At 56.3% G+C, this 16,710-nt stretch carries 13 protein-coding genes; 9 read left to right on the forward strand and 4 right to left on the reverse strand.

Annotation, left to right across the window (positions count from 1 at the left end):
* The first annotated feature begins 74 nt into the window (after positions 1-74).
* Positions 75-1,361, forward strand: coding sequence for a lytic murein transglycosylase (locus K1718_RS04845; protein WP_265682738.1), 1,287 nt, complete (start codon positions 75-77; stop codon positions 1,359-1,361).
* Positions 1,362-1,411: 50 nt separating this feature from the next.
* Positions 1,412-2,596 (forward strand): SGNH/GDSL hydrolase family protein, encoded by a 1,185-nt coding sequence (locus K1718_RS04850; RefSeq protein ID WP_265682740.1) that lies wholly within the window; start codon positions 1,412-1,414, stop codon positions 2,594-2,596.
* A 73-nt stretch (positions 2,597-2,669) separates the two neighbouring features.
* On the opposite strand, the gene K1718_RS04855 is transcribed toward K1718_RS04850, so the two are convergent.
* Complete coding sequence (locus K1718_RS04855; protein ID WP_152499856.1) at positions 2,670-4,100, reverse strand: glutamate synthase subunit beta; 1,431 nt, start codon at positions 4,098-4,100, stop codon at positions 2,670-2,672.
* A gap of 87 nt (positions 4,101-4,187) precedes the next feature.
* The gene (gltB, locus tag K1718_RS04860) at positions 4,188-8,921 is read right to left on the reverse strand and encodes a glutamate synthase large subunit (protein WP_152499857.1); all 4,734 of its coding nucleotides are present in this window, start codon (positions 8,919-8,921) and stop codon (positions 4,188-4,190) included.
* A 605-nt stretch (positions 8,922-9,526) separates the two neighbouring features.
* Here gltB and K1718_RS04865 point away from each other — a divergent pair.
* The 5 genes from K1718_RS04865 (at position 9,527) to K1718_RS04885 (ending at position 13,334) form a co-directional block, all read left to right on the forward strand.
* Entirely contained in the window at positions 9,527-9,829 is a 303-nt protein-coding gene (locus K1718_RS04865; protein ID WP_265682744.1) for a BufA1 family periplasmic bufferin-type metallophore, read from the forward strand.
* Between the two features lie 95 nt (positions 9,830-9,924).
* Complete coding sequence (bufB, locus tag K1718_RS04870) at positions 9,925-10,821, forward strand: MNIO family bufferin maturase (protein WP_265682745.1); 897 nt, start codon at positions 9,925-9,927, stop codon at positions 10,819-10,821.
* 1 nt (position 10,822) lies between these two features.
* Positions 10,823-11,605 carry an HvfC/BufC N-terminal domain-containing protein gene (locus K1718_RS04875; RefSeq protein ID WP_265682747.1) on the forward strand — a complete coding sequence of 261 codons (783 nt, stop codon included), beginning with the start codon at positions 10,823-10,825 and terminating at the stop codon, positions 11,603-11,605.
* Positions 11,606-11,643: 38 nt separating this feature from the next.
* Positions 11,644-12,231 carry a DoxX family protein gene (locus K1718_RS04880; RefSeq protein WP_152499861.1) on the forward strand — a complete coding sequence of 196 codons (588 nt, stop codon included), beginning with the start codon at positions 11,644-11,646 and terminating at the stop codon, positions 12,229-12,231.
* 44 nt (positions 12,232-12,275) lie between these two features.
* Entirely contained in the window at positions 12,276-13,334 is a 1,059-nt protein-coding gene (locus tag K1718_RS04885; RefSeq protein ID WP_265682748.1) for a threonine aldolase family protein, read from the forward strand.
* A 107-nt stretch (positions 13,335-13,441) separates the two neighbouring features.
* On the opposite strand, the gene K1718_RS04890 is transcribed toward K1718_RS04885, so the two are convergent.
* On the reverse strand, positions 13,442-13,888 hold the full coding sequence (locus tag K1718_RS04890) for an Hsp20 family protein (protein ID WP_265682750.1): 447 nt from the start codon (positions 13,886-13,888) through the stop codon (positions 13,442-13,444).
* A 276-nt stretch (positions 13,889-14,164) separates the two neighbouring features.
* Here K1718_RS04890 and K1718_RS04895 point away from each other — a divergent pair, with 276 nt between their 5' ends.
* Together K1718_RS04895 and K1718_RS04900 are read left to right on the forward strand one after the other, a co-directional pair.
* Positions 14,165-14,596 (forward strand): hypothetical protein, encoded by a 432-nt coding sequence (locus K1718_RS04895; RefSeq protein ID WP_152499864.1) that lies wholly within the window; start codon positions 14,165-14,167, stop codon positions 14,594-14,596.
* A gap of 123 nt (positions 14,597-14,719) precedes the next feature.
* Positions 14,720-15,793 carry an alpha/beta fold hydrolase gene (locus K1718_RS04900; RefSeq protein WP_265682751.1) on the forward strand — a complete coding sequence of 358 codons (1,074 nt, stop codon included), beginning with the start codon at positions 14,720-14,722 and terminating at the stop codon, positions 15,791-15,793.
* On the opposite strand, the gene hisN is transcribed toward K1718_RS04900, so the two are convergent.
* Positions 15,790-16,593, reverse strand: coding sequence for a histidinol-phosphatase (gene hisN / locus K1718_RS04905; protein ID WP_265682753.1), 804 nt, complete (start codon positions 16,591-16,593; stop codon positions 15,790-15,792). The two genes, K1718_RS04900 and hisN, sit on opposite strands and share 4 nt — an antisense overlap.
* Between the last annotated feature and the right edge of the window lie 117 nt (positions 16,594-16,710).

The raw sequence follows: 16,710 nt of genomic DNA on the forward strand, positions 1-16,710 counted from the left end.
TAAGCTAACCAAATAAGCAGCATTGATAGTGCCGGGGGCAGTACAACACGGACTTGGGCGTTAAGGAGGCCCTGATGCGGAGCTTTGCGTGGCAAACTTCTAACGTGATCAAGACGCTGTCCCGATTCATGGCGTCGCGAACAAAACCAAACCGGTCTGCTGGAAAGCATCGGCTCACGCGGCTGTTTCTTGCAGGCGTGTTGTCGGTTTCTGCCAATACAGCATTCGCAGATGCCGGATTTGATAAGTTTGTTCGAGGTTTCTGGCCAAAAGCCCAGGCTGTAGGGATTTCCGCCAATACCTATAATGCCGTCTTTACCGGCATGGAGCCGGACAACGACACGCTTAGGCTGATGAGCAAGCAGTCTGAATTTGTCAAACCCATCTGGGACTATCTGGACAGCGCTGTTTCTGACACACGGGTCGAAAAAGGCCGTGAACTGTTGCAGGAGTATGGTCCTGTCCTCAGACAGATTGAAGCTCGCTACGGCGTTGACCGGGAAGCGGTGCTGGCGATCTGGGGCATGGAAACCAACTACGGTGGTTTCATGGGACGCCACAATGTCATTCAAGCCCTGGCGACGCTTGCCTATGCTGCGCCTCGCAGAAAGAGTTTTTGGCAACGAGAGTTGCTGACCGCCCTGGCAATCGTGCAGGCAGGCCATGTTCGCTTCAAGGACATGGAAGGCTCTTGGGCCGGTGCCATGGGTCACACGCAGTTTATGCCGTCCAGCTGGAAAGCCTATGCTGCCGACTATAATGGCGATGGCCGCCGCGATATCTGGACATCGATACCCGATGCGCTTGCCTCAACCGCGAATTATCTGAAAAAGCATGGTTGGCAGACAGGCAAGACCTGGGGGTATGAAGTGCGGCTGCCGGCAGGTTTCGACTATAATCTTGCCGATGGCGAGAAAACGAAGACGCTCGGTGCATGGAGCAAGGCTGGCGTTAAACGGATCAATGGCAAGGGTTTTCCGCGTCCCTCGGACAAGGGCATTCTTGTGTTGCCCGCAGGCGCTAGTGGTCCGGCATTTCTGATGCTGCGTAATTTTTACGTCATCAAGCGATACAACAACGCGACTGCTTATGCTCTGGCTGTAGGCCATCTGGCGGATCGGATCATCGGCGGTGGTCCGCTTGCCGGCGACTGGTCACGCGAGCACATGCCCCTCAACCGAACTGAAACCGCAGAACTCCAGAAACTGCTGAACAGCCGGGGATTCTCGGTCGGGACAGCGGACGGTAAAGTCGGTCCAGCGACACGTCGGGGCATCCGGGCATATCAACGTTCGCGTGGCATGATCCCGGATGGATATGCATCCGTTGTTTTGCTGGCACGTTTGAAAGTCGACAGTTAAACTGCCGCCATCGCGCCTTCTAAGATGACGGCGCCGGACAGGAGGCTTCCTTGCGTTTTACTGGTCCGATGGCGAGAAACTGGACCCCGGCAATCCGGTCAACACGGGTTGGACTGGCCTGTGTTCTGGCTATCCTCTTTGGTGAGGTGCCAACCGCGTTGTCGCAGTCCGCTCCAGCGGGAGAAATAGTGGTGGCGCAAAACGGACCGCTGCGCGGGTTCAATCCGTTTGCTCCACTGCAAAGGCTCTTCGGCGGAGGCGCTGAAAGACGCCGGGAGCCTCAGAAACGTGTCAAGAAACGTCCCAGAGCAACACGACCAGCAGGTGCTGCACCCAGATTTGAAGTCTTGCCGAAAGACCCGGATGCGGGGTTGATCCTCGTTGTTGGTGACCGGATGGCACGAGGAGTGGCTGAAGGGCTGAAGTTCACACTGGCGGAAAAACCGCAGATCAAGGTGGAGCGGATCACCGAAGACAAAGCTGGTTTCACAGGTGAAACGCCTCCGGACTGGTCAACCCAGGTTCTGTCAAAAATCAGAGGTGCGGACGTCAAGGCAGTTGTCGTCATGATCGGGCGCCGCGATCTTGGAAAAACCTTTCCCGGGGACCCGCCAATCGAATTCATGACCGCGGAATGGCTCGATACCTACCGCAATAAGGTTGAAGCGCTTGTCAGGGTGGTCAGGCAGGAGAAGAAACCGATTATCTGGGCCGGTCTTCCACCGACGAATAACGAGCTGACCAACGGTGATTTCACACAATTGAATTCGCTGTTTCAGGGAGCCGCCGCTGACCGGCGTGTTCGGTATGTCGACATCTGGGATATCTTTCTGGCGGAAGACGGCAGTTATTCCTCCTTCGGTCCGGATGTCGATGGCAAAAATGCTCGGCTTAGAACCAATGACAGAATTGGCTTCACCTGGGCAGGCTATCGAAAAGTTGCGTTCTTCGTTGAGCGAGAGCTCTCACGCATTCTTGGTGGCTATGGAGGGCTGGCCTTTGAAGGCGTCGAAGACGATCCGAATTTCATCGTTTTGACGGGGCGAACAACGTCTCCGGAAGCATTGCTCCTGGGCGGAGAGGAAGACAAGGCGATAGACCCCGACAGTGCCGCATATCGGTTTTTTGTCAAAGGCGAACCGCTGAAACCCATGCCCGGACGCGTTGACGATCCGCGGGTTGCGGTTGAGGGCACTTCTGCTCTTACTGAAGGGCAACGGCCAAGCGGTTCCTGAGCAAAGGCGATAGTTCCAAAAAAAGGCCCGGTCAGCTGAGCAGACCGGGCTTTTTTTTAAAGTCGGTAGTCGATCAGCGAGGCAGATCGGTCGAACCGGTCAGGAATTCGTCCACGGCGCGGGCTGCCTGACGGCCTTCCCGGATTGCCCAGACCACCAAAGATTGCCCTTTGCGCACGTCACCGGCAGCGAAAACCTTGTCGAGACTGGTCTTGTAGTCGTCGGTGTTGGCCTTCACGTTTGTACGACCGTCAAGTTCCAGCTTGTCGCCGGCTTCAGCGATATAGGTCTCAAGCAAGGGGCCAGAGAATCCGATGGCAGCCAGAACCAGGTCCGCGCGGAGGATAAATTCCGTGCCTTCGATCGGCCGGCGTTTTTCATCGACGCGTGCGCATTTCACACCCGTAACCGTTCCGTCTTCGCCAACAAGGGAAAGTGTTGCGGCGGAAAACTCACGTTCAGCCCCTTCGGCCTGCGATGACGACGTACGGAATTTGGTCGGCCAATATGGCCACACCGTCAACTTGTCTTCCTTCAGCGGTGGGATCGGACGAATATCGAGCTGAGTGACGGAAAGTGCACCTTGACGGAAAGCGGTACCGACACAGTCGGATGCAGTATCGCCGCCGCCGATGACGACGACATGTTTGCCACCTGCCCAGATCGGGGCTTCATCGCCTTCAGGTTCGCCGCCAACGCGTCGGTTCTGCTGAACCAGATAGGGCATTGCCCAATGACAGCCTTCAAGCTCCATTCCGGTGACGCCAGGGTCGCGGGGGCGCTCAGCGCCGGCGCACAGGATCACGGCGTCGTGGCGCTCGGTCAGTTCTTCCATGCTGACGGTCACGCCGACATTGACCCCATAATGGAACGTGACACCTTCGCCTTCCATTTGCTCGACACGGCGATCGATATAGTGTTTTTCCATCTTGAAGTCGGGAATGCCGTAGCGCAGCAATCCACCAGCACGAGGCTCGCGCTCGTAGACATGCACCGTATGGCCCGCACGGGCGAGCTGTTGTGCAGCCGCCATGCCTGCCGGACCAGACCCAATGATGGCAACGGCCTTGCCGGTTTTGGTCGCCGACGGTTCTGGTACAATCCAGCCCTGTTCAAATCCTTTGTCAGCGATTGCCTGCTCAACACTTTTGATGTTTACCGGGATGTCCTCCAGGTTGAGCGTGCAGGCCTCTTCGCAAGGCGCGGGACAAATGCGGCCGGTGAACTCCGGGAAGTTGTTTGTCGAATGCAGGTTCCGAAGCGCGATGTCCCAGTCGCCCTGAAACACCAGATCGTTCCAGTCCGGAATCTGGTTGTTGACCGGGCAACCGGTCGGACCGTGACAGAACGGGATACCGCAATCCATGCAGCGTGCTGCCTGATTTGCGACTTCCTGATCGTTCAGCGGAATCGTGAACTCTTTGAAATGGCGGATACGATCTGAAGCAGGTTGATACTTCTGTTCCTGCCGATCGATTTCCAGAAAACCGGTTACCTTACCCAAGGCGACCTCCTCAAAACGTTTCTCTTCCACATGGCGGCTCGATTGACCGCTTCAGTTGGCCAAGAGCCTGTTTGTTCAAGTGCCTGATTATTCAGCCGCGACCATTCCAAGCCGTTGCTCCTCCATCTCCCGGAGAGCGCGGCGGTATTCAACGGGCATGACCTTGACGAATTTCGGCCGGTAGGTGGCCCAGTCGTCCAGGATGGTTTGCGCCTTGGTCGAGCCGGTATACTCCACATGCTTGGTCAGCATTTGCCGCAGTCGCTCGTCATCATGGCGCGTCATGTCGCAGGACAGGTCAACACGCCCCTTATGCTCGATGTCGCCGCCATGGTGATGGAGCTTCTCGAGAAGGTCGTCCTCTTCTGTCACCGGCTCCAGATCAACCATGGCCAGATTGCAGCGGGTACCGAAGGAACCGTCTTCATCCAGAACGTAAGCGATGCCACCGGACATTCCTGCCGCGAAGTTACGGCCAGTCTGACCGATAACGACAACCACACCGCCGGTCATGTATTCACAACCGTGGTCGCCAACGCCTTCAACGACGGCGATGGCGCCGGAATTGCGAACGGCAAACCGCTCACCAGCAACACCACGGAAATAGCACTCACCTTCCGTTGCGCCGTAAAGCACCGTGTTCCCGACGATGATCGAGTTTTCGGCCACAATACGGGTGTTTTCCGGTGGCCGGACGATCAACCTTCCTCCGGCAAGCCCCTTGCCCACATAGTCATTGGCATCGCCGACAAGATCAATCGTTACACCGCGTGCGACAAACGCACCAAAGGCCTGACCGGCAGTCCCTTTGAGGTTGATCTTCAAGGTGTCAGGCTTTTTCAGACCCTTGTTGCCATAGCGTTTGGCTATCTCGCCGGACAGCATCGCACCGACAGAACGGTCGACGGAGCAGATCGTTTCATCGATGACGGTCGGCTCCTTGCTTTCCAGCGCGGGAGCTGCCGCCGCAATCAGGCGGCGGTCGAGAATGTCGTCGATCGGGTGCACCTGGCGCTCGGTCCAGCGTGTTTCTTCAGGAGCGGCTTCAGGCTGGAAGAAGATTCGCGAGAAATCGAGCCCCTTGGCCTTCCAGTGTTCGAGAGCTGCGTCCTTGTCGAGGAAGTCGGACCGACCGATCAGATCGTCCAGTTTGGCAATGCCAAGGCTTGCCATCAATTCACGGACTTCTTCTGCAACATAGAAGAAGTAATTGATGACATGTTCAGGCGTGCCCTTGAAGCGCTTGCGCAGCACAGGATCCTGGGTTGCGATCCCGACCGGACAGGTGTTGAGGTGACACTTGCGCATCATCAGGCAACCAGCCGCAATCAGAGGTGCAGTTGAGAAACCGAATTCGTCGGCTCCGAGCAATGCCCCGATAATAACGTCCCGTCCGGTGCGCAGTCCGCCATCCACCTGCAGCGCGATGCGCGAGCGCAGGCCGTTCAACACCAGCGTTTGCTGTGTCTCTGCAAGACCGATTTCCCATGGAGAACCGGCATGCTTGATGGAAGTCAGCGGGGATGCACCCGTGCCGCCGTCGTAACCGGAAATCGTGATGTGGTCCGCGCGGGCCTTGGCAACACCTGCCGCAACCGTGCCGACACCCACTTCCGATACCAGCTTGACGGAGATATCAGCTGCGGAATTGACGTTCTTCAGGTCATAGATGAGCTGCGCCAGATCCTCGATCGAATAGATGTCGTGGTGCGGTGGCGGTGAAATCAATCCAACGCCAGGTGTGGAATGGCGCACTTTCGCGATGACCGCGTCTACCTTGTGACCCGGCAGCTGGCCACCTTCGCCAGGCTTTGCACCCTGAGCGACCTTAATCTGGATCATGTCGGAATTGACGAGATACTCTGTGGTGACGCCGAAGCGTCCCGATGCCACCTGTTTGATCGCGGACCGCTGCGGATTGCTTGAACCGTCCGGCAGCGGATTGAAACGCTCGGGTTCCTCACCACCTTCGCCCGTGTTCGATTTGCCGCCAATCCGGTTCATGGCGACTGCGAGGGTCGAATGTGCTTCGCGGGAGATCGAACCGAAGGACATCGCGCCCGTCACAAAGCGTTTGACTATCGCTTCTGCCGGCTCGACCTGTTCGATCTCAATCGGCTGCTGACCGATTTCCGAAGCGCCTTTGATGCGGAAAAGGCCCCGGATGGCATAGCGACCGCTTTCCTCGTTCACCTGCTTTGCGAAAGAACGGTACATGTCCGGCAAGTTTGAGCGTACTGCATGCTGCAACGTGGCGATGGAGTCCGGCGTCCACATGTGGCTTTCGCCGCGTGTGCGGTAAGCATATTCACCGCCCACGTCCAGCGACCGTCTCAAGATGGCAACATCGCCGAAAGCTTCAGCGTGACGCAGTACCGTTTCTTCCGCGACTTCATCAAGGCCGATGCCCTCGATCATGGTCGCGGTGCCGAAGAAGTATTTCTTGATGAAGTCCGAGGACAAGCCGACAGCATCAAATATCTGCGCGCCGCAATAGGATTGATAGGTCGAGATGCCCATCTTTGACATGACCTTCAAGATACCCTTGTCGATCGATTTGATGTAGCGCTCAACAACCTCGAACTGGTCGACTTCTTCAGGGAAGTCCATTTCCATGTGCATGGAAAGAAGAGTTTCAAAGGCCAGGTAAGGATTGATGGCTTCAGCCCCAAAGCCGGCCAGAACGCAGAAGTGATGAATCTCACGCGCTTCACCGGTCTCCACCACCAGACCAACTGATGTGCGCAGACCTTTGCGGATCAGATGGTGGTGAACAGCAGCCGTTGCCAGGAGCGCCGGGATGGCAATCCTGGACCGGCTGATCAGTCGGTCGGACAGAATAATGATGTTGTAGCCGTCTCGAACCGCTTTTTCAGCGCGTTGGCAAAGCTCATCGAGCGCGCCTTCCATGCCGTCAGCGCCTTTCTCGGCACTATAGGTCGTGTCGAGCGTCTTCGCGGAGAACTGGTTGTCGGCGATGTCGCCAATCGCACGGATCTTTTCCAGATCCTCGTTCGTCAGGATCGGCTGACGGACTTCCAGACGCTTTGATGTCGACTGGCCTTCGAGATCGAAGATGTTCGGGCGCGGACCGATGAAGGACACCAGGCTCATCACCAGTTCTTCACGGATCGGGTCGATCGGTGGGTTGGTGACCTGCGCAAAATTCTGCTTGAAATAGGTATACAGCAGCTTTGACTTGTCGGAGAGCGCCGAAATCGGCGTGTCCGTGCCCATCGAACCAATGGCTTCCTGGCCAACGGTCGCCATCGGCGTCATCAGAAGTTTGATATCTTCCTGCGTATAGCCGAAGGCCTGTTGACGATCGAGCAGACTTTCCCCGGCAACCGGAGCTCTTTGGCGAACGCCCGGCAGATCTTCCAGAACGATTTGAGTGCGATGCAGCCAGTCCTTGTAGGGATTGGCAGTCGACAGTTGGCGCTTGATTTCGTCGTCGGAGACGATGCGGCCTTCCTCAAGATCGATGAGCAGCATCTTGCCTGGCTGCAAACGCCATTTCTGAACGATACGCTCTTCATCGACAGGCAGCACGCCAACTTCAGAGGACATGATGACGAAGTCATCGTCGGTGACGATGTAACGGGCCGGGCGAAGGCCGTTCCGGTCCAGTGTCGCACCGATCTGACGACCGTCGGTAAAGGCAACAGCAGCCGGACCGTCCCACGGCTCCATCATGGCTGCGTGATACTCGTAAAAAGCCCGCCGGTTGTCGTCCATCAACGGGTTGCCCGCCCAGGCTTCCGGGATCAGCATCATCGCCGCATGTGCAAGCGAGTAGCCGCCCATGACGAGAAATTCCAGGGCGTTATCGAAACAGGCGGTATCCGACTGGCCTTCATAGGAGATCGGCCAGAGCTTGGAGATATCATCGCCGAGCAGTGTTGAGGAGACTGATGCCTGGCGCGCGGCCATCCAGTTGACGTTTCCTCGAAGCGTGTTGATTTCGCCGTTATGGGCTACCATCCGATAGGGATGGGAGAGATCCCAGGACGGGAATGTGTTCGTGGAGAAGCGCTGGTGGACTAGAGCGAGAGCGGAGGTGAATCTCGCGTCCTTCAGGTCTGAATAATAGGCACCGAGCTGGTAGGCGAGGAACATGCCTTTATAAACGATCGTGCGGCTCGACAGGGAAACGATATAGAAGCCCTTGGAGACAGCATCGGTCTCAGCGCGTACGGTGTTGGAAATCACCTTGCGCAATACATAAAGACGACGTTCGAAGGCGTTCTGATCGTCGCTTGCCGCTTTGCGAATGAAAAGCTGCCGGGATACTGGTTCTGTTGCGGCGATATCCGGAGCCTTTGAGAGCGAGGAATTGTCAACCGGCACATCGCGCCAGCCGATCATGTCCTGGCCTTCCTCGGCAATGGCACGATCCACAATTTCTTCGCATTTGGCGCGAAGGGCGTCGTCCTGCGGCAAGAACACGAAGCCCACACCGTATTCGCCTTCGGCCGGCAAAGGCGTGCCTGCCTTTGCCATCTCTTCTGCAAAAAAGGCGTGCGGGATCTGCACAAGCATGCCAGCGCCATCGCCCATGAGCGGATCTGCACCAACCGCACCGCGGTGGGTCAGGTTCTCAAGAACCTGCAATCCATCGGAAACGATCTTGTGCGATTTCACACCCTTCAGGTGGGAAACGAAACCCACGCCACAGGCATCGTGTTCGCGCGACGGATTGTAGAGCCCTTTGTCGGCGGCCGTGCCCAGTCGTTCGGCAAGTGTTGCGGTCGCAGCGGTTTTTTCGTCCGCGCGCCCGGCTTGCATGGCTGTGCTGGTCGTCAGCTCTTTAATCGTCATGTGCGCCCTCACTGTTTACCCCAGTGCCGCCGTGGCTGAAGCGTCCGGTTTCGTTCGGGTCGCATTCCATCAAGAATGCGGCTCGGCGAACCCTGGCTTAGCTGCCCCGGCTCTGTCGTTGTATTTACCGCGCCGGCTTCTTAACACAAACCGCCGCATTGACGCAGCGGCGTTACCGCTGCCGGAAATTTTCATTCCGCTTTTCGCAGATCCATTTGGATTCCACGAATGGTCATCCTGATCATTGCTCCAGCCCGTTCATTACCGCAGGTCCGGATTTACCGCAACAATTGGGACAGTATCCCTGTCCTATTTCAGGCGGCGCGAACATGACAGATTTCTCAGTCAGGAGCAAGAGTGTTTCTTGTTGCGCGCATTATAATTGTTTCGCGCAAAAAGTTCCATGTGTCCGGATAGCTCAAATGCGAGGTGTTTTGTGTAAGATTCTTGCGTCTGGTAATCTTTGTGGGCATGTGCTCGCAAAATAGTCACAGCCGTTTGATTTCCTATTTATCAGCAATATGCTCATGTACAGGTTGAGCCGCGCTGCTCGCCGCTAAGCGTTGGCCAATACTGGATATAAGGTTCGACCAGAGGAGTTTGAAATGAAGCATAAGGCTATGTCCGCTGCAATCGTCGCAGGTGCCGTCGCAACAGCTGTTGCAGGTCTGTCCACCACGACCACCCCGGCTCATGCGCAGGCCAAAGAAAAATGCTATGGCGTTTCCCTGAAAGGCCAGAACGACTGTAAAGCCGGTGCCGGTACGACCTGCGCAGGCACTTCAACGGTCGATTATCAAGGCAATGCCTGGACGCTGGTTCCAAAAGGCACATGCGTCAGCATGGAACTGCCGGGCGACCGAAAAGGCTCTCTGACTGAGCTTAACCGCGACCTTCCTGAAGCCTGATTGTCAGGCTGACAGCGCCGATATTCGGCAGAAATTTCAGGCAGACGGGTCACCGTCCGTCTGCCTGACAACCAAGTCTCCCTATGGAGCTCATCATGTTTCCAGACAGCCCAAGCCAGAACCTGACACGGATCGATGCTTCAGTCCCGGCAAGAGCCGGAGCTGGCCTGAAGGCTGAACATATTGCCGAGATACTCGAGACGTCCGCAGATATCGGTTTCTTTGAAGTCCATGCGGAAAATTATATGGGCGATGGAGGCATGCCGCATCGCCAGCTGGAGGCAATTCGGGAGAAATACCCTCTGTCCCTTCACGGGGTCGGACTTTCGATTGGTGGCGAAGGGCCGCTCGATCGTGATCACCTTCAGCGTCTGGCCATCTTGAACAAACGCTACGAGCCAGGTCTTTTTTCCGAACACTTGGCCTGGTCGACCCACGAAACCACTTATCTGAACGATCTGTTGCCGGTTCCCTATGATCAGGAAACACTTGATCGGGTGTGCGACCATATCGACGAGGTTCAGGAAACTGTCGGGCGCCGCATGCTCCTGGAAAACCCGTCCACCTACGTTGCCTTCGCGCAAAGCACCATGAGCGAACTGGAATTCCTAAAAGAAATTACGCGCCGAACCGGATGCGGTCTCCTGCTTGACGTGAACAATGTCCATGTCTCCTGCACCAATCATGAGAGATCTGCGCTGGACTACCTTGACGCATTTCCCATCGACGCCGTGGGCGAAATCCATCTCGGTGGTCATGCACCCGATAAGGATGATGCAGGACGTCCGTTGTTGATCGATGCCCATGACAGGGAAGTCGATGAGGCTGTCTGGACACTTTATGAGCACCTGATTGCCCGCACCGGAGCCATACCAACCCTGATCGAATGGGACAATGATGTTCCCGTCTGGCCGGTTTTGATGTGCGAGGCGCAGGCAGCTGACCGGATCCTTGCTAACAACAGCCAAGCCAGCATTCGGCGTGCAGGCTGATATGTGCGCGATGGCGATCAGCGACAAAGTCGATGAAACGACTTTCTGCGAAGCTCTATTCGATCCCGGGAGTGGCACGCCCGTGGGTCTTGTCGGGCCCGACGGCGAGACAGCTCCCAAGCGCTTCAGCGTTTATCGAAACAATGTGGTTGTCAGTTTGTGCGACGCGCTCGGGGAAACCTTTCCGGCAATTGAGAACCTGCTCGGCGAAGACTATTTTAACGCACTTGCGCGTGCGTTCGTCACTACACACCCTCCCAAATCGCCGGTGTTGCTGCACTATGGGTCCGAATTCGCGGACTTCGTCGAAAGCTTTCCGCCTCTGGCAACCTACCCTTATCTTGCCAACGTAGCCCGCCTGGAATGGGCCTGGTTGCAAGCCTATCATGCCGCTGACCAGGTTCCGCTTGACCCAGCCAGATTGAGCTCTGTGGACGCTCAGTCGGTTGGTGCCGTCCGGTTTAGAAAGCATCCGGCAGCACATGTCGTTACTTCACGTTGGCCTGTCTGGGATCTGGCGCGCGCGAATCGCTTCGATCCGAATGCCGAAATTCAGATTGACCTGAAACTGGCTCAGTCCGTGCTGATCACCCGACCTGAATTGAGCGTTGATATGTTACTGCTCCGTCCTGGAGCAGATATTTTCGTTGGTTCGCTCTTCGAAGGAGCGACGTTGGCTGAGGGCGCTGAAGCCGCTCAAACAGCCGCAGAAAACTTTTCACTGTCTGATTGTCTTTCGGACTGTCTTTCAACTGGAGCATTTGCGGATCTCGACGTAGCCTGAGGAACAGGGGCGAGGTTCGATACAGGAAGGGGGAATTTATGGGTGCGTTGATTGGTTTCTTCGTACGATTGTACACAATGGTGTTCGGCGCGATTGAGCGCCTGACGAACGGCTGGTTTCTGGGACTTGCCTCCAGGTTCATTTTTGCTGCCGTTCTGCTCCAGTTCTTTTGGAACTCAGCACTGACCAAGATCGGTGGAAGTGTTGCCAATATTTTCACACCGACTGCAGGCGCGTACGCGCAAATGCTGCCGCAGTTGATGGAACAGGTCAGCTACGACACCAGCCAGATTGCCTTCTTTCCGTATGGGCTCATCGTCCTTTTGGGTACCTGGGGCGAATTCATTCTGCCCTTGCTCGTCGTCGTCGGTTTGTTCACGCGCTTTGCAAGCCTTGGCATGATCGTTTTCATCATCGTCATGACCTACGTGGACATCACTGGGCACGGCGCAGACGCCAAGACAATCGGCGCGCTCTTTGATGGCGAACCCTATTCGATCATCTCTGACGACCGGCTGTTGTGGATCTTCCTGCTGCTCGTTCCGACCCTCAAGGGTCCTGGAGTGATCTCGCTCGACTGGCTGCTCGGTTCCTACTACCGCAAGCGGGAAATGTACTACGACTGATAATTCATGTTGCCGGTTGGAAGTCGACCTGATTAAACCGGCACATGAACTTTGCAAGCGACAATTGGGCGGGTGCAGCTCCGGCGGTGATGTCGGCACTGACCCGCCATAATAGTGGGTTCGCGTCGGCCTATGCCACCGATCCTCTCACCGAAAGCGTTTCCGACACATTCAGTGAAATTTTCGAACGGGAGGTGGCCGTCTATCAGGTCGCTACCGGGAGCGCTGCAAACTCGTTGTCATTGGCCGCATATGCGAAACCTGGCGGCGTCATATTTTGCCACCAAACAGCGCATATCCAGGTAGACGAGTGCAACTGTCCCGAATTCATGACCGGCGGCAACAAGTTGGTCGGCGTTCCAGGCGCATTCGGTAAAATGACGCCCGATGCGTTGGAAAATGCAATGGCGGCATATCCCGACGGCGTTGTACACCACGGCCAGGTTGCGGCGGTTTCATTGACGCAGGCCACCGAATGGGGAACCGTCTATACGCTTGATGAGATTGCGGCGATCCAGAGTGTCGCCCGCTCACGCGGTGTGCCGTTGCATATGGACGGCGCACGGTTTGCCAATGCGCTTGTATCGCTCGGGTGCTCACCGGCTGACATGACATGGAAGGCAGGCGTCGACGTACTTTCCTTCGGGGCCACGAAAAACGGTTGCTGGTGTGCGGAGGCCGTCGTCTTCTTCGATGTGGAAGCGGCAAAGGGATTTGAGTATTTCCGAAAACGCGGCGGGCACCTTTTTTCCAAGAACAGGTTCGTGGCTGCGCAATTTGAGGGTTACTTCGAAAACGGCAACTGGATGGCGACAGCCGCGCATGCCAATGCAATGGCGTTGCGCCTCGCTGAAGGCATTCGGGACATCGGCGGCCGCACAGCTTGTCCGGTGGAAGCAAACGAGGTCTTTCCGATTCTCAAACGCAGGCAGTTTGAGGCGCTGGAGGCCGCTGGTGCGAAACTCTATGAATGGCCGGCCGATGATCTGCCAGGCGATGGCAATCCTTCCGAGGATGAAGTTTGTCTGCGCATGGTGACGAGTTTTGCCACCGTTGAGGCTGATGTAGACGCGTTCTTGAGTGTCCTTGCAGGCACCGTTTGAGCGGTCGTTGAGGTTTTCAGAACATTGGTGGTCAAGCGACGCTAGCAAAAGAGGCGCCCGGGTTTCCAGGCGCCTCGCAGCAGGCTTTCGCAAGCGATTTCAGCAGATTAGTGAGCGGTTGTTTCGATCTGCTTGGTAGAACCGCTCGTGATATCGATCTTGCGCGGTTTCATTGCCTCAGGGATCTCACGAACGAGATCGACATGCAGCAGCCCGTTTTCGAGGCTTGCGCCATCGACACGGACATGTTCGGCGATCTGGAAACGGCGCTCGAATGTGCGAGATGCAATGCCGCGATAAAGAATTTCGCGGTCAGTGTCTTCGTCGGCCTTTTCACCCTTGATTGTCAGAACGTGCTCTTTGGCTTCAACCGAGAGTTCGTCTTCGGTAAATCCGGCGACCGCCATGGTGATGCGGTAGGTGTTTTCGCCAGTGCGTTCAATGTTATAGGGCGGATAGCTGGGGGTTTCGCTGCCGGCAGAATCCAGCATTGAGAACAAACGGTCGAACCCGACGGTGGACCGATATAGCGGAGAAAAATCCAAGTGACGCATGTGTAGTGTCCTCTCTTTGAGCAACGGTTACTTCACTTCATAGTGCTTTCCATCTTCCCCCATCTTGGCGGGACAGGATTGCGCTGCAGACCCGTTAGTGGCGCCTGCAATAGGGAATCTGGGAATTCCGGTTTTTCATTTCAAGAGGCTTGCCGGCGGCCCGTTTTGCAGATGAATGGCGGATGAACGGAGCCTTCCGATTGGGTTCAAGTGGCAGGGTGCATCTTGTGCTCAACGTCAGCACGGCGCTGGCGGCTCAGTCAGGAGAGATGAAAAATGCTTGCCACTCTTTCGAAATTTTCTGCCCCGATCGCCGGTGCCGTTCTGCTTGTATCCGCCGGTCTTGTTTCCTCTGCCAATGCGGCTCCTCTGGCCAGCGGCATAAAGATCCATCAACCACAATCCGAGCTGATTGTGAAAGTTGATCACCGCAAGCACAAGAAACATCGCGGCCAGCGTGGCTGGGACGACCGCCGTGGTTGGGGGTACCACGAGATGGGTCCTCGACAGATTCGCCGCAGCTTGCGTCATCGCGGCTTTCACAAAATCCGGATCCTGGATCGCCGCGGCCCGATGTATATTGTCAAAGCCCGTGCCTGGGGTGGTCAAAAGTTCCGTCTGGTTGTTGATTCAAGATCAGCGCAGATCGTCCGGAGCCGCCCGGTTGGAGGCCACCGTGCGCACTGGGGTTGGCAACATCGCTGGTAATGTTCCGTGAATATCTTTGGCTTTCAGGGCCGGTCCCACGGGGCCGGCCTGAAGTATGTTGTGAGCCACGGCGAAGACCGCTATCACAGTCATTCGTTGCCTTAGCTTTTCAAAAGGGGCCGCATGAGCCTTTTCAATCATCCTGACAATCCAGTCCCTGAGGGAACACAATCAGGATTTGTCGACACAGCGGACGGTATCAAAATCCGGTATGCCCACTGGCCTGCAAGAGGATCGGCGCGCAAAGGTACTGTTACGCTGTTGCAGGGGCGGGCGGAATTTATCGAAAAGTATTTTGAAGTTATCGAGGATCTACGGGACCGAGGTTTCAACGTCGTTTCATTTGATTGGCGCGGTCAAGGCGGTTCGCAGCGCGTGACCCGCAATCCGAGGCGGGGACACGTCTCGAATTTCAAGAAATATCGGCTCGATCTTCGCACGGTTCTGAAAGACGTTTCGTTGGCAACTTATCCGGGACCGCATTTCGCATTGGCGCATTCGACGGGAGGGTTGGTTGTTCTGTCTGATTCAGAGCGGCTTCGAACCATGCTTGACCGGGCAGTGATTACAGCGCCCCTGCTTGGGATCCCATCCGGCGCCTGGGCGCCTGATCTTGCTGCCGCGCGCCGTTGGCTTGTCAGAAAACTGACCTTTGGTCTGCTTGGTAAACCGCCCCTGAAAGCGCTGTCGCCCAAAACTTCTGGATTGATTGAAAACGTCGGGTTTCCGATGGCACGGATTTTTTCAATGGTCGGGCTTGGACGTCTCTTTGTTCCAGGCGGCAACGGCAAGATCCTGGTTCCCTACGAAACCAACAGACAAACCTCCGACAAAGTGCGATTTGAGAGGTTCAACAAGGTGCTTGAGGTGGCACCGGAACTTGGCGTCGGTGCACCGACCATGGGCTGGTTGGCGGCCGCGGCGCGCACCATGCTGGCGTTGCGCAAACGTGATGCAGGTCCCGGCATAAAGCTGCCATGCCTGATCCTGGCCGCAGGGGCCGACAGGATCGTATCAACACCTCAAATCGAAGACTTCGTTTCACGCGCGAAAGCGACAGCCTATGTCGAAGTCGCAGGTGCTGCACATGAGCTGATGATGGAGCAGGACGTCTATCGTGACCAGTTCTGGGCCGCGTTCGATGCATTCGTCCCGGGTTTGGAAGTGGAACTGGAGCTTCAAAAGTCCGGGCTTTAGGCGGCCTTTGCCAACTCTCGCAGCAATATGTCATGAAGGCGTGGATCCCCGGAGGCGACAATCTGGCCGCCATCGGCAGGTGCACCTCCGGTCCAAGTCGTCACAACGCCACCAGCACCCTCGATGATCGGCACCAATGCGACTATGTCATAGGCCTGAAGGCCCGTTTCAATGACTGCGTCGCCGTGACCGGCAGCCACCATGCAATAGGCGTAGCAATCGGTTCCATAGCGAGAGAGCTGCGCAGACGCCTCAATGCGGTCGAATAAGGGTCGCTCGATCTCCGTAAAGAGCGCAGGGGTTGTCGTGAAAAGGGTTGCCGCCTCCAGGCTGTCGCAAGCTCGGGTCCTGATAGACATCTGACCAAGCGGGCCCTGATACCAGGCAATGCTGCCATCTCCCCCGAAACGTTCACCGATATAAGGCTGGACCATCATGCCGAGACTGGGCCGGCCAGCTGTCTTCAGACCAATCAGGGTACCCCAAGTCGGCAGTCCGGTGATGAAGGCCCTCGTGCCGTCGATCGGATCGAGTACCCAGACATTTTCAGCATCGAGATTTTCAGGTCCGTGCTCCTCGCCCAGGATGCCGTGATCGGGATATGCGTCGTTGATCAGGGCACGCATTGCCGTTTCGCCGTTCTTGTCGGCGATGGTGACCGGGTCAAATCCTGTGTCCCATTTGTTATCGACAGCAAACCCTTGCCGGAAATGCGGCATGATCGCACTGCTTGCCGCGTCCGCAAGCTTGTCAAGAAATGGCGCAAACGTGTTGGTACTGGCTTTGAACCCGTCTGACATTCATGGCTCCCGGATGAGGGGTAAATCGGTTGAAAAGTGCTAATTTGCCGCCTGTATAACCGTTTCTGCTGAAAATTGCCTCAGCAAAACCGGTTTAGTTGCATATTGTTTGATCAG

The sequence above is a fragment of the Roseibium porphyridii genome, from assembly GCF_026191725.2.
Taxonomy (GTDB): Bacteria; Pseudomonadota; Alphaproteobacteria; order Rhizobiales; family Stappiaceae; genus Roseibium; species Roseibium porphyridii.

Excerpts from the sequence above, each read along its gene's own strand:
- bufB (WP_265682745.1), top strand. The coding sequence starts at position 9,925 with ATGTTTCCAGACAGCCCAAGCCAGAACCTGACACGGATCGATGCTTCA.
- gltB (WP_152499857.1), bottom strand. The coding sequence starts at position 8,921 with ATGACGATTAAAGAGCTGACGACCAGCACAGCCATGCAAGCCGGGCGC.
- K1718_RS04865 (WP_265682744.1), top strand. The coding sequence starts at position 9,527 with ATGAAGCATAAGGCTATGTCCGCTGCAATCGTCGCAGGTGCCGTCGCA.
- K1718_RS04845 (WP_265682738.1), top strand. The coding sequence starts at position 75 with ATGCGGAGCTTTGCGTGGCAAACTTCTAACGTGATCAAGACGCTGTCC.
- K1718_RS04890 (WP_265682750.1), bottom strand. The coding sequence starts at position 13,888 with ATGCGTCACTTGGATTTTTCTCCGCTATATCGGTCCACCGTCGGGTTC.
- K1718_RS04880 (WP_152499861.1), top strand. The coding sequence starts at position 11,644 with ATGGGTGCGTTGATTGGTTTCTTCGTACGATTGTACACAATGGTGTTC.
- K1718_RS04900 (WP_265682751.1), top strand. The coding sequence starts at position 14,720 with ATGAGCCTTTTCAATCATCCTGACAATCCAGTCCCTGAGGGAACACAA.
- K1718_RS04875 (WP_265682747.1), top strand. The coding sequence starts at position 10,823 with ATGTGCGCGATGGCGATCAGCGACAAAGTCGATGAAACGACTTTCTGC.
- K1718_RS04895 (WP_152499864.1), top strand. The coding sequence starts at position 14,165 with ATGCTTGCCACTCTTTCGAAATTTTCTGCCCCGATCGCCGGTGCCGTT.
- hisN (WP_265682753.1), bottom strand. The coding sequence starts at position 16,593 with ATGTCAGACGGGTTCAAAGCCAGTACCAACACGTTTGCGCCATTTCTT.
- K1718_RS04885 (WP_265682748.1), top strand. The coding sequence starts at position 12,276 with ATGAACTTTGCAAGCGACAATTGGGCGGGTGCAGCTCCGGCGGTGATG.